This is a genomic window from Streptomyces sp. M-16 (assembly GCF_052114405.1).
Lineage (GTDB): Bacteria > Actinomycetota > Actinomycetes > Streptomycetales > Streptomycetaceae > Streptomyces.
In genome coordinates, this window is the sequence record NZ_JBFRER010000081.1 from 33,033 (window position 1) to 47,777 (window position 14,745).

Genomic DNA, 14,745 nt, shown 5'->3' on the forward strand with positions numbered 1-14,745 from the left:
GCACCAACGATGTGAAACGGCCAGGAGCTGCCCATGACCACGAACCTGCGACTGCCCGGACGACCCGAAGAACTCACCCTGCCCGCCCTGCTGGTCCGCAACGCCGCCGAGCACGGCGAGCTGCCCGCCCTCTCCTGGCGCGAGGGGGCCGCCGACTGGCGCACCCTCACCTGGAGCGAGGTCCGCCACGAGGTCGCCGTCCTCGCCGCGGGCTACGCGGCCCTCGGCGTCGAGCGCGGCGAACACGTCCTGCTGATGATGGGCAACCGGCCCGAACACTGGCTCAGCGACCTGGCGCTCGTCCACCTCGGCGCCGTCCCCGTCACCGTCTACGGAACATCGGCGCCCGAGCAGATCGCCCACATAGCGCGCCACAGCCGGGCCCGGGTGGCGGTCGTCGAGGGCGCCGGCGAGCTGGCCCGCTGGGAGCCGCTGCTGCGGGACCCCACGGCGCCCCTGGAGCGGCTGGTGGTCGCCGAGGCCGCCGAGGCGGGGCCGCACCCCACGTACGCGTCCGTGCGGGCGGGCGGTGCCCGGCTGCACCGGGCCGACGCCTTCGAGAAGGGCTGGCGCGAGACCCGCCCCGAGGACCCGCTGACGGTCGTCTACACATCGGGCACCACCGGCGACCCCAAGGGCGTGCGGCTGACCCACCGCAACATCCTGCTCCAGTCGGTGCGGCTCGACCGCGACACGGACCTGCCCGAACACGCCGAGCACCTCTGCTACCTGCCTTTCGCGCACATCGCCGAGCGGATCCTCGGCATCTACCTGCCGCTGCTGCGGGCGGCCCACGTCCGGCTGGTCGCCGACCCCACCGCCGTGGCCGCCGCGGTCCGCGAACGCCACCCCGTGCAGTTCTTCGGGGTCCCCCGGGTGTGGGAGAAGCTCGCCGCCGCCGTCAAGGCCGTCCTCGCCGGGCTGCCCGACGAGCAGCAGCGGGCCATCGAGGGGGCCGGCGCCCTGGCGCGCGCCAGGGCCGGCCACCGGGAGCGCGGCGAGGAGGTGCCGGCCGCGCTCGAAGCCGCGTACGCCGAGGCGAAGGAGCGGGTGCTGGACCCGTTGCTCCGCATGGCCGGACTGGACCGGCTCGTGTGGACGGCCAGCGCCACCGCGCCGATGCCGATCGACGTGGTCCGCTTCTGGGCGGGCTGGGGGATCACGATCATGGACGCGTGGGGGCTGACCGAGACCTCCGGCGTGTGCACCGTCAACCGGCGGGACGCCTTCCGGCTGGGCTCGGTCGGCCGCCCCATCGAGGGGCTGGAGCTGAGGATCGCCGAGGACGGGGAGATCCTCACCCGAGGGGCCACCGTCTTCGACGGCTACCTGCGCCCCGACGGGACGGTCGAGAGCGCCCATGACGCCGAGGGCTGGTTCCCCACCGGGGACGTGGGCCGGCTCGACGAGGACGGCTTCCTGTGGCTGACCGACCGCAAGAAGGAACTGATCATCACCTCGACGGGCAAGAACGTCTCCCCGGCCCTGGTGGAGAACACCGTCAAGGAGCACCCGCTGATCGGCCAGGCCCTCGTGCACGGCGACGGCCGCTCCTACCTGGTCGCCCTCCTGGTCCTGGACCCCGAACTGGCCCCGGCCTGGGCGGCCGCCCGGGGGATCGGGACCGGCTCCCTGGCCGAGCTCGCCGAACACCCGGCCGTCCTGGAGGAGACGGCCCGCGCGGTGGCCGCCGCCAACGCCCGCCTCAACCGCACCGAGCAGATCAAGCGGTACCGGCTGCTCGCCGAGGAGTGGGGCCCGCAGACCGGGGAACTGACCCCCTCGCTGAAACTGCGCCGACGGGTGGTCCGGGAGAAGTACGGCCCCCTGATCGAGGAGCTCTACGAGGCCCCGCCCGAGCCCCCGCGGTAGGGCGCGGGGCCCGTGCCGGCGCCCCGGGCGCGCGCCGGCACCGTTCCTGACCGGCTGTCAGTGGCGGGTGCCACGATCGGCCCATGAGCTTCTTCGAAGGGCTGATCGTGCCGGACCCGCCACGGGCGGCCGAACCGGAGGAATGGCACCTCGGTGCCTACGAACCACCCCTGGACGAAGGTCATCCGCCCTCGGACTGGTTCGTCCCGGCCCGGATCCCGCAGACCGTGGTGGTGGGGTCCGGCCCCGACACCCGGATCGTGCTGACCGGGTGGGAGGTGTGGCCCCGGTCCCTGGTGATCGGGGTCGAGGTCTTCCGGCGCCGCGTCGCCCGGGACGGCCTCCGCGGGCCGGGCCACCCCCGGCCCGGCGCCGACGGGCTGCGCTTCGGCCTGCTGCTGGCGGACGGGCGCCGCGTCACCACCCTGGACGGGGCGGCCTGGCCGGCGCCCCCGCCCACGGACGCGGGGCCCAGACCCGTCCTCACCGCGCTCGGCGGTTCCGGCGGCACCTTCCACCAGCAGGTGAACCTGCACCTGTCGCAACTGCCGCCGGACGGCGAGCTGCTCCTGGTGACCGAGTGGCCCGCCGCGGGCGTCCCCGAGACGCGGACCGCCTTCGACGCCACGAGGCTGCGGGCCGCGGCCGCCGAGGCGGTCGAGATCTGGCCCGGACGGCAGCCGCCGGCCGCTGGGGCCGCCGGGGCCGCCGGGTCGGCAGGGTCGGCCGGGGAGTACCGGGGGTTCCCCGAGGTCGAGCCTCCCGCGTCCGAAGCGGACCGCGCCGACTGGCAGGGGATGGGGTACGAGGGCTGGGGCGACCCGGAGCTGATCCGCTCCCGGCTCGCCGGCGGGGCGGACCCTGAGGACGCCGAGGCGCGGCCGCTGCACCGGGTGGCCGGACGGGGCGCCGAGGAGTCGGTCGCCGAACTGGCCCGCCTGGTCACGGACGTCGACGCGGTCGACGGGTCGGGCGAGACCCCGCTGTGGCACGCGGTGGCCCACGGCCGGGCCGACAACGCCGCGGCCCTGCTGGCGGCCGGAGCCGACGCCTGGACGCCCCGCGTCGCGGGACGCTCGCCCGGGAGCCTCGCGCTCACCACCGAGCTGGCCCCGCTCTTCGCGGACCTGCCGGGTGCGGTGCTCCCGGGCCCCGAGCGGGTGGCGGCGCAGCGGGCGGCCGACGAGCAGGCGCGGGTGTTCCGGGGCGTGCACACCGAGGGGCTCGCGGTCGCCTTCGTCGGCGGAGTGGACGAGGAGGAGGTGATCCGCCGCCTGGGCGCGGACCCGGACCCGGACCGCGTCCCGGTCCTGGACCTGGATGCGGAGCCCGGACCGTACGGGACGGGCCCCGACGGCTTCGACCCGTACGGCCCCCGGGCCGATGGGTTCGTCGGGGTGAGCGGGGTGCCGGGCGGCTGTGTCCTGACGCACCCGGCCGGACACCTGGCGTCCTCGGCGTCCGTGCTGGCCGCGGTGTCGCCGGGCGGACGCGCGTACGGGGTCTACTTCAACCCGAAGGGCGGCACCTTCGGGCACCTGTCCGTGGACGGCGGCGCCGCGTACGGCGAGGAGATCGGCATCGTGGCCCGGGAGGACTCGCCGGAGGAGTTCTGGCTGCACCGGTTCTGGCAGTGGGGACCGTACGGGGACATGTACGGGACGGGTTCGCTCGCCTACGCCTGCGACCGGGCGGGCCTGCGCGTCACGGACCCGGGCCCGCTGCTCGGGCCACCACGCCGCTGGGTGGGGATACCCGCGGACGGCCCACTGCACGGCTGAGCGCACGGCCGCCCGGGGAGGGGTGCCCGCGCCGGGGCGGGCACCCGTGGGGCTCCGGTCAGGAGCCGATCAGGGGGTAGCGGTCCGATGATTCCCAACCAAAAACATGTATGACGCCCCATGGGGGCATGACAACGCCCCGACCTGGTCTTTGCGGAGACGGGGGTCGGGGCGTTGCTGAGCCCTGGCGTGGGTGGGGTATGCCGGGTGCTCCGCTCGCCCTGCTGCGGGCAGGGGGGAGCGGTGATCAAGGTGGTTCGGTGGTCGACCGAATCACGTGCAATGTGAAGCTTTCAAGGCCTGAAGCGAACATTCGGTCGATCGAACGAAATCCACCGGACGGGCTACAGGTTCTCCAAAAAGTACGGTACACGGTACAGGCAAACGATCATGAAGCGGCCAGTTTTGAACGGTGCCGCCAGAACGATCCCCAGAGTGGGTGCTTGCCCGCCGGAGACGGGTCGGCAACGCCATCCGCGGGACGCGGCAAGATGCTGATGTCACCACGGAAGAGCTTGCACTGCGGGCGGGGATCGACAGGCAGACCCTCAACCGCATCGAGCAGGGACACGCCTCGCCCCGACTGGACAGCTTGATCCTCATCGCGGACGCGCTTGGGGTTCCCCTCGCGCAGCTCGTGCGCGACTAAGCGGAACCTAACGCCTTCAGTTTCGGCATGGACACACCGTACGTGCCAAACCGGCCAGCGGAAACAGGCCGCGGGGCGTCAGGCGTCACAGTCCAGCCGGTCTCCAGCCGCACTCCAGCGGGAAGCCCCGGCCGACGGGGGGATTGCCGGCCGGGGCTGGATCGGGAGGTCAGGCCTGGGGGATGACGAACCCTCGGGTGGGGGCTGACCGCCTCGGCTGGAGCGGTTCGTCGAGAGCCTTCCCGAAGAGGCCGAAGATCTCCTCGCTGATGTCCTGGCGAGTCTCAGGGTCGGCCCTGTCGAAGATGCCCCACTCCCCGGCAGGGTTCTCGGGATCGAAGGGTGCCACCACCCCCGGCAGGCCGAGCTGCCGTAGGGCGACGTCCATCTTCCGAGCCTCTTCCGGAGTCATGTCCTCACCTTTCCGTCGACGGTGCGAGGGGGAGCTTATCCCCCGTCGCCGCCGCCACCGTGCGTCGCGCACCCGCCGGGGTTGATGGTGCCGCAGCCGCCCGGCACCGGGGTGTGGTTGCAGTTCGCCGCCACGGCGACGAGCGACTTCCCCGGACCCACCCACAGTTCGGCGTCCGGGGTGTACCCGGCCTGCTCGATCAGGGCGATCGTGCGGGTCAGGACGTCGTCGTCGTGGCGGGACGGGTCGGGCCGCTCCGGGTAGTGGTGCACGGTCCGGCCCAGACGGCTGCACAGCGTGGCGTACAGGTGGGTGTGGAGGATGAGGGCGTGCCAGCCCTCGTCGACCTCCCGGGTCGGGGCGATCCGGACCGTGGGAAACAGCGAGGCCGTGCTCACGAACTTGAGGGCCTCACCTACGAGACGGCCAGCCATCTCGGGCTCCATGCCGGGGTTGTCGTCGAGGACGGTGGCGCGGACGTCGTTGAACTGGGCGTCGGTGAGGAGGCCGCGCGGGCTCGCCGCGGGTGCGGGCTGCTCGCCCTTGCCGGCGCTGCACGGCGGGGGCGGGAACGGGCTGGACATAGCTGTCTCTCCTTCGAGGTGAAGTGCAGGATCAGCGGGTGCCGATGACGATGAGGGCGAAGATGCCGAGCGTGATCACCACGTAGGCGACCTGCCGGGCGACTTCGGACGGCGGGCGACGCGGGCTCACGGACTGTCCTCCGAAGCTCCGCACGCCCAGACATCAGCGTCGAGGAGGAGGCCGCCCTCGTGGCCGAGGACGACGCCGCGGTACACCGCCCCGGGACCAATCGGGTCCCCGCAGCTCACGCATGCGTGCCCGCGGGCCTGGGCGGCCGTCAACTCGTCGAAGGCCGGCAAGGGCGTGGTGCCGCACCACGGGGTTGTCACACCGCCTCCAGGGTGGCGGCGGCCGCCGTGAACTCCAGGCCGTTGACGCCCCGGAGGTATGCGGTGAGCGTGCTGCGCTCCCGACCGTCGGCGTAGCCAAGCGTCTCGTGCAGGACCGCCATCAACTCGCCGCGGCGGCCCGTCTTCGGGTCGCGGACCTGGCGGTGCAACAGGGGATGGTCCTCGTGCTCGACCGTACCGCCGGTTTCCTGCACGTCCATGGCTGTGCTTCCTTACCGTCGTCAGCGGGTGGTGAGGTGGCCCAAGTCCTGCGGAAGCAGCGGCCACAGGAGGATGATGGGCTCGCACGCAGATGGGCAGATAGGCCATCGCGTGGCCATGCGTGGCCACGTAGCGGCCACGGCCGGGGATACACGCGATGACACCTCACACTGGGGCCATGGGCCACCGAAACGACTCGCTCCGAGCCGCCCGCCTACGGGCTGGGTGGCGCAGCATGGAGGCCGCCGCGGCCGCACTCCAAGCCCACGGGCAGCGGCTCCTCGACGACCCCCACTTCACCGTCGCGGCCCGCACCTGGCGCCGGTGGGAGGGAGGCGCCCCCGGCTGGCCGCCGGAGGACACCGCGCTCGTGCTCCACGATGCGTTGGGCCGGTGGCCGGAGGAGCTGGGGTTCACGGCGCCCGCCGGCTGGATCCGCCCCGAGGCACACCAAGAGGAAGACGTGAACCGCAGGACCTTCGTCAACGTCACCGCGGCCGCGCTCCTGCCCGGCCCCGTCACCACCCAGCACGTCGATCCCGCCCTGATCGACTACTTCCAACAGCAGTTGGAAGGGCACTACCGCGCTGACATGTTCCTCGGCCCCCACGACCTCATCGGCACCGTCAGCGCCCAGTACCAGCTCATCGACAAGCTCGTCCGCTCGGCGAAGGGCGAGACCCGCCGAGGCCTCCTCCGGGTCGGGGCCGCCTACGCTGCGCTCGTCGGCTGGCTCTACCAGGACGCAGGGGACCTTGGCGCCGCGGCGTTCTGGCGGGGGATAACGCAGGAGATCGCGGCCCGGTCCCGGGACCCGCACCTCGTCGGCTACTCCCTCGTGAACTTGGCGCAGGTCCGTACCGACCTCGGCGACGGGCACGGCGTCATCGACCTGTGCGAGACCGCGCTCGACGACGGCCGGCTGTTCCCCAAGGTCCGCGTGATGGCGATGCAGCAGCAGGCCCACGGCGCCAGCCTTACCGGCGACCGGACCGCCGTCGACCGGCTCATCGACACCGCAGACGGACTCCTCTCCCGCGTGGACGACGACCTCCCCTGGGGCAACGCGTGCCGCCGGACGCCCGGCTACCTGGAGGTGCAGCGCGCCACCTGCTACGGCCGGCTCGGCCTCGGCCGTGAAGCCGAATCCCTCTGGTCGCAGGTTCTCGACGCGGTCCCCGCGACCGCCCGCCGGGACCGCGGGGTGTACCTCGCCCGGCATGCGACCGCAGCGGCGGGGGCCCGGCAACCGGAACAGGCCGTCGAGATCGCCCGCGCGGCAGCAGAGATCGCAGCCGAGACCCGGTCAGCCCGGATGCTGCGTGAACTGGCCACCCTGGAGCGGGCCATGCGCCCGTGGCAGGATGCGCCCGTAGGCCGGGACCTCGCCGAGATCCTGGCGCCTGTGAACGAGGGGGCATGAGCATGGGTGTACCGCAGCCGATGACGCACGAGGAGATCGCCGAGCACCTGGCCGGGCTGCCGGGCTGGGCCCAGGAGGGTGAGGCGATCACCCGCACCTACCCGATCCGGTACCACGCAGCGGTGGCTGCGATCGTGACGATCGCCGACCGGTCCCGGCGGATCCAGCACCATGCCGACCTCGACCTCCGCATCGACCACCTGCGCGCGTCGATCACGACGCACGACGCGGGGAACCGGCTGACGCGCGCGGACTTCGACCTGGCGCACCGCATCGACGCGATCGTGGCCGCGCACCAGGCGCTCCCGCTGGACTGAGCCCGGACGCACGAAATCGCCCCCTCCCGCCCGTAGGCGAGAGGGGGCATGCTGCTGTTCAGGAGACGCCGTACCACTGGCTGGCCCACCCGGTGTTGATGATGCTCGTCGACTGCTGCGTCAGGTCGAGCGTGGACGGGAGACTGGTCTGACCGGTCCCGATGTTCGAGTACCGCAGCCGCGGCGGCACCAGCCCGCAGTTGACCGTGATCCCGGCGCCGGTGGCTTTGAAGGTCAACACGTTCGTCGACCACGAGCCGTTGAGCAGCATCGCGATGAAGTACTTGCCCGGCGGCGCAGTAAACGGGGCCGATAGCGGAACCGACTTGCCCGTCGCGCCAGACATCAAGTCCGTGGAGATGTCTGCCGTGACCCCTCTGAGGGTGCCCGCGGAGTCGTAGACGCCGAGGAAACAGTTCGCCAGGGTGGCCGCGCCGTCGACTCCGGCAAGCCCGAACCAGACCCTCGACCACGTGATGCTCTTCCGGATCTGGATCTTCACCAGCGTGATCCGCCCGGCCACGCCACCCGAGGACTGAGCGGTGACATGCCCGGCGTCGTTCGGGTCGCCGGTCCAGGCGAGGAGGCCCTGATCAGAGGGCAGTGCAAGCGGCTGAGACAGGCCAATCCCGGACGCCGCCGGGCCCGTGCCGCTGACCTTGATGACCTGGAGGACCGAGCCCGCCCTCAAGTTCACGGCCGCCGCGTTGGACGTCTGCTGTGCCCATCGCAGCCGGAGCAGCCCTGGCGTGGCGCCGGTGGCCACGATGCCGGTCGGCATCGCGATGATCCCGGCCAGCGTCGCGGAGGAGGCCATCACGCCGATGTCGCTGTTGCTGCCGAACTGCCGGGCCGCAACCTTCACCTGCGCCGAACCGTCCGGCACCGTCGTCCCCAACGTGCCCGCGTACGGCGCCCACCCGCCCGTCGCGCCGGAAGGCACGGTGAACGTGATGCTCGCATCCGCGGCCTCCGGGCCGTCGAACAGCAGCGTCGCGTTGAACTTGTAGACCGAGTTCGCCTCCAGGGGCGCGACAAGGCGCCCGTCGTCGGACACTGTCGTGACCGACGTCCGYGGCTCGTCGGCACCCTTGACCACCGTCTGTGTCAGTGCGGACAGGGCGGCCACCGCGCTGGACGCCGCGCCAGCAGCGTCCGCGCCGATCGACGCCGCCGTGATCGGATCCGTGCCGCCCGTCGTGTGCGTGCCCGCGTGAGGGATCGGGGTCCGGGCGTTGACCGTGCTCGGGTCATCGGACCGCAGGGCTACCGTCGGACCCGCGCCAGCAGCGCCGAGCGGCGGCTGAGGACCCGTCGCCCCAGTGGCCCCGGTGGCGCCGGCCGGTCCCGTCGGGCCGGTCGCACCCGCGGGCCCAGCGGCACCCGCAGGACCCGTAGCCCCCGTGGGGCCAGCGGGACCGGCGGTCCCCGCCGCGCCGGCCGCCCCGCGCACGTATCCCGGTAGCCCGGGTCGTCCACGATGAGGGCCAGGATGCTGATCGGCGTCATATCGCCGGTGGGCGCTTCGAACGTCCGGGCCCGGCCCGGGACGCCGCTGACGACCTCCTGGAGCCGGTAGTAGCGGCCCGTCACCGGCTCGATCCCAGCCGCGTCCGTCGGCACCAGCGCGATCGACCACGCCCCGCCCGTCACCGGGACGGTGTGGTCCGGGCTGACAAGGAGCTGGTCGCCGCCCGCGTCGGTCCACCGGCGGGGCAGCGCCGTGATGGTGATGGTCGTGGCCGGTCCGGCGCCAGTGAAAATGTCGGTGACCGTCCCGTGGACGGTGCGCTGCGCGGGCAGCGGCATGACGGCCTCCTACGGCTTGTCGGCGCGCTGGGCGCGGATAACCGTCCAGGTGCGCTGCACCATCAGCCCGGCGATGGCCAGGACCATCGCGGTACGCAGCGCCCGCAGCACGGCGGCGGCGCAACCTGTCGGCCACATGATGATCAGCACGGTGTACAGGCACAGCCCGCCGAGCGCCCCCGCCGGCAGCATCAGTTCGGCTACGTCTGGCACCCTCGCCGCGTGTCAGACGGAGAGGGGTATGTGCAGCGGCCTCATTCGGTGCGGCGAGTGTGGCGGCTACCCCGTGAACGACAAGGTTCGCGACAACTCCTGCTACGCCTACCAATGTGGTGCCCGTGCCCGGCATGCGGTTGAGCACGAAACCGTATGGATCCGACGCTCCGTCGTTGAGGCTCGCGTCCACGGATGGCTCGTCGAAGTACGTGACGAGATCGACGCCATCGCCGTAGGCGCCGTCGTCCTTCCGGCCCCGCGCCGGGCCCCGGACGCGGGAGCCAGCCGCGCTGTGCCGGAGGCTCAGCTGGGCAAGCTGGCGGCTGCCATCGACCGTGCTACGACGGGGCACGTGATGGGCGACATTCCGAGCGGCTCGTACCTGCGGACGAGGGATGCGCTGGCGACTGAGTGGGCCGAGGTGCAGCGCGAACTGGACGCGTTGCCGAAGGAGTCGACGGCGTCCACGGGCCCAGCCCCCTTCCGTGACGTGGTGCAGGGGCTGCTTGACGAGTGGGACACGCTGAGTGTGGCTGCGAAGCGGGTGATCCTGGCGTCGCTCATCCGGCGGGTGGAGATTTGTCCGCAGAAGATCGTGCGGATGGTGCCGGTGTGGGCTCCGGCGGACGAGATGCCCGTGACGGAGCCCGTTTCCAGCTGATGTGGCCTGCCTGAACTTACGGGGCCACGTACCCCGTTACAGGATAATGGTCGGAGAGGTTGGTGTAGGTGTAGGAGGTGCCCCAGCTGGAGACGGTCCAGGGGGCCGACTGCTCCTTGACCACGTTGTTGTTCCAGTTCGCCGGGCGGGCGTTGCCCTTGCGGTACAGGACGTAGTCCAGGTCCTCGCGGGGGTCCGTCGGGTAGCGGTAGTTCGCGATCGAGTTGAGCGCCGTGTCGAATGAGTACGGGTGGCCCGTACGGCTGTCGGCGCCGGCCAGGTCGGCGTTGGCGAGCATGCTCGCGTACTCGGGGCTGCGCGAGTCGACGTTCATGTCGCCCGTCACTATCACCTGCTCGGCCGCCGGGATGTTCTTGGCGTCCAGGAAGGAGTCGATGGCGCGGAACTGCCGGGCGCGCATCTCCGCCGCCTCGCCCGCGCCGCAGCCCGGGTCGGTGGACTGCGCGTGGGTGCCGACCACGTGCACCTTGGTCCCGTTGACGTCCAGCACCACGTAGGCGAAGCCCTTGTTGGACCACCAGTCGGCGCCGCAGGCGTCCTTGTAGACCACCTGCTCCTTGCGGACGATCGGCCACTTGCTCAGGACCGTGACGCCGCCGTCCTCCGGGGTGGTGGAGGAGTAGGAGCCGCCCGTCGCGTCCCATCCGCTCTTGCTGCGGCCCACGACCGGCGTCTGGTACGGGTACTGCGCGGCGGCGTTCGCCTTCAGCGCGTCCGAGGCGCCGTTGTCGAAGGCCTCCTGGAGGACCACCACGTCGTGGCCCTGGAAGAAGGAGGCCTTGGGGATCTCCGAAGCCCGGTGGTCCTGGCCCCAGTTCGGGTACAGGTTCTTGCTCATCAGGAACGTGTTGTACGTCAGGACGCTGAGCCGGGGGGTCGCGCCGGTCTCGGCGGCGGTGGCCGCGGGGGCGGTGGTGAGGGCCAGCGTGCCGGCGGCGATCGCCGCGACGGCCGTGGCGGCGGCCCGGGTGCGGCGGTGCGAGGTGTGCAGCATGGAGGTCTCCGTCATTCCTGCGGGGGAAGATCGACGCCGTCATCCAAGCAGCCGCGGTTACTTCGGGGTAACACCTGTGACAAGACTTTCTGTCCGGGCCACGACAACGTGGGGCCGGGTGCGGGCGGGCGGGCCGCCGGCCCCGCGACGGCGATACTGGAGGGAGAACCACGCGCGAACACCGGGGGAACACGGATGACCACACACACCGGGGGAACGGCGGCGGACCGCCGGAGCGACCCCGAGCCGCCCCCGCCCGGCGGGGTGCTGTGGACCACCGCCGGGGACATCCGGTCCCTGCTGACCCTCCCCGCCGCCTTCACCCTCCAGGTCGCCCACCCGGCCGTCGGCGCCGGCGTCGACCAGTACTCCGTCTTCCGCACCGACCCCTGGGGACGCGGCGAACGCTCCCTGCGCTCCGTCCAGCTGTGGGTGTACGGCGGGGACGAGGCCGCAGCGGAGGGCCGCCGGGTGCGCCGGCTGCACAAGGAGATCCAGGGCACCGACACCCGGGGGCGCCGCTACCACTCCCTCGACCCGGCCTGCTACGCCTGGGTGCACGCCACCGGCTTCCCCGTGGCCCTGCACTCCGGGCGGTACCTGTTCCGCCGCATCACCCCCGCCCAGGAGCGCCTGCTCTACCGCGAGTGGCTCCAGGTGGGCCGGATCCTCGGGCTCCGCGACCGGGACATGCCGCAGACGGTCGAGGAGTTCTGGCCGTACTACCGGCGGATGCTGGCCGAGGAGATCGAGCCCACCAAGGTGGCCCGCGAACTGCTCGCCACCGACGCGGACCTGCCCCGCCCCGAGGTCGCCTCCCCGGTCGCCGGGCTGCTGCTGCGGGTCTCCTGGCCGCTGCTGCGGACCGCGTACCTGCGCTTCCGGGCCTTCGTCACCGTCGGGTTCATGCCACCCGACGCGCGGGCCGTCCTCGGCCTGGAGTGGACCCCCGCCCAGGAGCGCCGGCTCCGGCGGATGGGCACGGCCCTGCGGATCCTCGTACCGCTGCTGCCCGAGCGGCTGCGCTACCTGCCGCTCGCCCGCGCCGCCCGCGCCGCCCGCGCACGACGGCGCGCCGGCACCCGCTGAAGGGCACCGGCGCGCGCGTCCGCGGGGCGGATCAGTGCGCGTGGAGGTTGTTCGTCGCGGCGATCTTCTTCCAGGACTTCGGCTCCGCGGCGGGCTTGGCCGGGGCCTGCGCGCGGGCGCCCGCGCCCTTGGCGGCCGCGGCCGGCGGGGCGAAGGCGGGCTTGCCCGGGGTGTACAGCCAGGTCTCGAAGAGCTGGGCGAGCGGCTTGCCCGAGATCTTCTCCGCGTACCGGACGAAGTCCCCGACCTTGGCGTTCCCGTAGGCGCGCTCGGTCGGCCAGCCCTTGAGGATCTGGAAGAACTTCTCGTCGCCGATCTCGTTGCGCAGCGCCTGGATCGCGATGGCGCCGCGGTCGTACACCGCCCCGTGGAACTGGTTCTCCGCACCCGGGTCACCCGGCTTGACCTGCCAGAACGGGTCCTCGGCCGGACGGGAGGCGTACGTCCAGTCGGCGAGCTCCTGTGCGGTGCCCTCGCCCTCCTTCTCCGACCACAGCCACTGGCTGTAGCGGGCGAAGCCCTCGTTGACCCAGATGTCCTTCCAGTTGTCGACCGACACGCTGTCGCCGTACCACTGGTGGGCCAGCTCGTGCACGACCACCGAGACGTTCGCCCCGTTGGCGAACTGGCGCGGGCTGTAGAACGGCCGCGTCTGCGTCTCCAGCGCGAAACCGGAGGGCACGTTCGGGACGTAGCCGCCGAGCGCGTTGAACGGGTACGGGCCGAAGACCCCCTCCAGCCACTCCGCGACCTCGGTGGTCCGCTCCACGCTCGCGCGCGCCGCGCCCGCGTTGTCGCCGAGGTCCTTGCTGTAGGCGTTCAGGACGGGCAGACCGCTCGCGGTCTTGTCGGTGGTGATGTCGAACTTGCCGACCGCGAGGGTGGCCAGGTAGGTGGCCTGCGGCTTGTTGGAGCGCCAGTTGTAGCGGGTCCAGCCCAGCCTGGAACTCTGCGACTGGAGCACGCCGTTGCTGATGGCCTGGGTGCCGTCCGGGACGTTGACCGACACGTCGAAGGTGGCCTTGTCCAGCGGGTGGTCGTTGCTCGGGAACCACCAGGCCGCCGAGTCGGGCTCCTGCGCCGCGATGCCGCCGTCCGGGGTGCGCTGCCAGGCGGACCAGCCGTCGACCTTGTACTCCGAGGGCTTGCCGGAGTACTTGACGACGACGGAGGCCTCCTTGCCCTTCTGCAGCGGCTGGGCCGGGGTGACCTCCAGCTCCTGGGTCCCGGAGGTGGCGAACTTCGCCTTGACGCCGTTGACGCGGATCTCGCTGACCTTGAGGCCGAAGTCGAGGTTGAAGCGGGACAGGTCCTGCTTGGCGGTGGCCAGGAGGGTGGCCGTGCCCTCCAGGAGATCGGTCTTGGGCTGGTACTGCAGGCGCAGGTCGTAGTGGGAGACGTCGTACCCGCCGTTCCCGCTGGCCGGGTAGTAGGGGTCGCCGATACCCGGGGCGCCCGGACCGGCGCCGGCCGCCGACGCCGGGATCACCAGCAGCAGGGAGGCGGCGAGCACGCTCGGGGCGATGACTTTGCGGCGCACGAAGAGCTCCAAGGGGTAGGGGAGGCAGATCGGTTCGGGTCTGGTCGTCCGACCGTATTCACCCCTGGCCGCTCAGGTCATGTCCATGGCCCCTGCTGTCACACGATCGCCATCCGGCCGCAAGGAAGCCGCGGCCGGTGGCCCGGCCGGACGGGCACCGGTACATCGAAATCCGGACACGCTGGGGCCTCCGCCGCACGGGTGACGGGAGCTCGTCGAACGGTCCGGCGCGGCCCCGGTGGTGCGGGCCGGCGCGGAGGCGCGCGCACCAGGCCGCCCCGGCCGGCGGAGGTGGCCCGGGGGTGGCCCGGGGGCGACTTCCGGTCGGCCGGCCGCTCCTGTCGCACCGTCACCGGCCGGGAACATATTGGCCGGATTTCGGCAGTCGACCCCTGTCGTGAGCGAACCGGTTCCCGGCGCGCTCCCGGCACGGCGGGCCGGGCTGCCGGCAGACCCGGCGTCAGGTGGACCCACCCCGCCGCCCGCCCGGTGCTGCCGGACCGGCCCCCGCGGACTGCGCGCCGGCCGGCGGCCGAGCATCGCCGACGCAGGCGTACGCGGGTACCCGACCCCTGGGCGGTGCCCGACGCCCCCCGGCGGGTACCCGACCTCCGGGCGGTGCCTGGACCCTGGGTGGTGCCCGGACCCCGGGCCGTGCCGGGGCGGTGCCCGCCCACCCGGGGCGCCCGGGCGGGTCCGGATGGTGCCCGGGCGGGGGCCCGGAGCCCGGGCGGGGCCCGAGCTCCGGGTGGTGCCCGGACCCCGGGCCGTGCCGGGGCGGTGCCCGCCCACCCGGGGCGCCCGGGCGGTGCCCGGACCCCGGGC

General features: G+C 72.7%; 15 protein-coding genes. 7 read left to right on the plus strand and 8 right to left on the minus strand.

Annotated elements, in window-relative coordinates; translation table 11 throughout:
- Nucleotides 1-33 precede the first annotated feature (33 nt).
- The 3 genes from AB4039_RS29225 to AB4039_RS29235 all read left to right on the plus strand — a co-directional run bounded on the left by AB4039_RS29225 (nucleotide 34) and on the right by AB4039_RS29235 (nucleotide 4,302).
- Nucleotides 34-1,872 (plus strand): AMP-dependent synthetase/ligase, encoded by a 1,839-nt coding sequence (locus tag AB4039_RS29225; RefSeq protein ID WP_442272195.1) that lies wholly within the window; start codon nucleotides 34-36, stop codon nucleotides 1,870-1,872.
- A gap of 83 nt (nucleotides 1,873-1,955) precedes the next feature.
- Nucleotides 1,956-3,653 (plus strand): ankyrin repeat domain-containing protein, encoded by a 1,698-nt coding sequence (locus tag AB4039_RS29230; protein ID WP_442272196.1) that lies wholly within the window; start codon nucleotides 1,956-1,958, stop codon nucleotides 3,651-3,653.
- A gap of 439 nt (nucleotides 3,654-4,092) precedes the next feature.
- Nucleotides 4,093-4,302, plus strand: coding sequence for a helix-turn-helix domain-containing protein (locus tag AB4039_RS29235; protein WP_442272197.1), 210 nt, complete (start codon nucleotides 4,093-4,095; stop codon nucleotides 4,300-4,302).
- Nucleotides 4,303-4,471: 169 nt separating this feature from the next.
- Here AB4039_RS29235 and AB4039_RS29240 read toward each other — a convergent pair whose 3' ends face one another.
- The 3 genes from AB4039_RS29240 to AB4039_RS29250 form a co-directional block, all read right to left on the minus strand.
- Nucleotides 4,472-4,714, minus strand: a complete 243-nt coding sequence (locus AB4039_RS29240) for a hypothetical protein (protein WP_266843813.1) — start codon at nucleotides 4,712-4,714, stop codon at nucleotides 4,472-4,474.
- Nucleotides 4,715-4,749: 35 nt separating this feature from the next.
- Complete coding sequence (locus AB4039_RS29245) at nucleotides 4,750-5,298, minus strand: glycine-rich domain-containing protein (protein ID WP_442272198.1); 549 nt, start codon at nucleotides 5,296-5,298, stop codon at nucleotides 4,750-4,752.
- Nucleotides 5,299-5,624: 326 nt separating this feature from the next.
- On the minus strand, nucleotides 5,625-5,849 hold the full coding sequence (locus AB4039_RS29250) for a hypothetical protein (RefSeq protein WP_266843815.1): 225 nt from the start codon (nucleotides 5,847-5,849) through the stop codon (nucleotides 5,625-5,627).
- A 179-nt stretch (nucleotides 5,850-6,028) separates the two neighbouring features.
- On the opposite strand from AB4039_RS29250, the gene AB4039_RS29255 reads away from it, so the two are divergent.
- Entirely contained in the window at nucleotides 6,029-7,273 is a 1,245-nt protein-coding gene (locus AB4039_RS29255; RefSeq protein WP_442272199.1) for a Twin-arginine translocation pathway signal, read from the plus strand.
- Nucleotides 7,270-7,590 (plus strand): 4a-hydroxytetrahydrobiopterin dehydratase, encoded by a 321-nt coding sequence (locus AB4039_RS29260; RefSeq protein ID WP_442272200.1) that lies wholly within the window; start codon nucleotides 7,270-7,272, stop codon nucleotides 7,588-7,590. The genes AB4039_RS29255 and AB4039_RS29260 overlap by 4 nt, the downstream gene beginning before the upstream one ends.
- Before the next feature lie 58 nt (nucleotides 7,591-7,648).
- On the opposite strand, the gene AB4039_RS29265 is transcribed toward AB4039_RS29260, so the two are convergent.
- The 3 genes from AB4039_RS29265 to AB4039_RS29275 form a co-directional block, all read right to left on the minus strand.
- Nucleotides 7,649-8,719, minus strand: coding sequence for a hypothetical protein (locus AB4039_RS29265; protein WP_442272201.1), 1,071 nt, complete (start codon nucleotides 8,717-8,719; stop codon nucleotides 7,649-7,651).
- 137 nt (nucleotides 8,720-8,856) lie between these two features.
- Nucleotides 8,857-9,399: a hypothetical protein gene (locus AB4039_RS29270; RefSeq protein WP_442272202.1), complete on the minus strand. Its 543-nt coding sequence runs from the start codon at nucleotides 9,397-9,399 to the stop codon at nucleotides 8,857-8,859.
- Between the two features lie 9 nt (nucleotides 9,400-9,408).
- Complete coding sequence (locus AB4039_RS29275; RefSeq protein ID WP_442272203.1) at nucleotides 9,409-9,612, minus strand: hypothetical protein; 204 nt, start codon at nucleotides 9,610-9,612, stop codon at nucleotides 9,409-9,411.
- Between the two features lie 73 nt (nucleotides 9,613-9,685).
- Here AB4039_RS29275 and AB4039_RS29280 point away from each other — a divergent pair, with 73 nt between their 5' ends.
- Nucleotides 9,686-10,276 carry a hypothetical protein gene (locus AB4039_RS29280; RefSeq protein ID WP_442272204.1) on the plus strand — a complete coding sequence of 197 codons (591 nt, stop codon included), beginning with the start codon at nucleotides 9,686-9,688 and terminating at the stop codon, nucleotides 10,274-10,276.
- A 16-nt stretch (nucleotides 10,277-10,292) separates the two neighbouring features.
- Here AB4039_RS29280 and sph read toward each other — a convergent pair whose 3' ends face one another.
- Nucleotides 10,293-11,291, minus strand: coding sequence for a sphingomyelin phosphodiesterase (gene sph, locus AB4039_RS29285; RefSeq protein WP_442272205.1), 999 nt, complete (start codon nucleotides 11,289-11,291; stop codon nucleotides 10,293-10,295).
- 195 nt (nucleotides 11,292-11,486) lie between these two features.
- On the opposite strand from sph, the gene AB4039_RS29290 reads away from it, so the two are divergent.
- A complete protein-coding gene (locus tag AB4039_RS29290) occupies nucleotides 11,487-12,380 on the plus strand; it encodes an oxygenase MpaB family protein (RefSeq protein WP_266843819.1) in 894 nt (297 codons plus the stop codon).
- A gap of 31 nt (nucleotides 12,381-12,411) precedes the next feature.
- On the opposite strand, the gene AB4039_RS29295 is transcribed toward AB4039_RS29290, so the two are convergent.
- Nucleotides 12,412-13,920 (minus strand): M1 family metallopeptidase, encoded by a 1,509-nt coding sequence (locus AB4039_RS29295; protein WP_266843820.1) that lies wholly within the window; start codon nucleotides 13,918-13,920, stop codon nucleotides 12,412-12,414.
- Nucleotides 13,921-14,745: the final 825 nt, after the last annotated feature.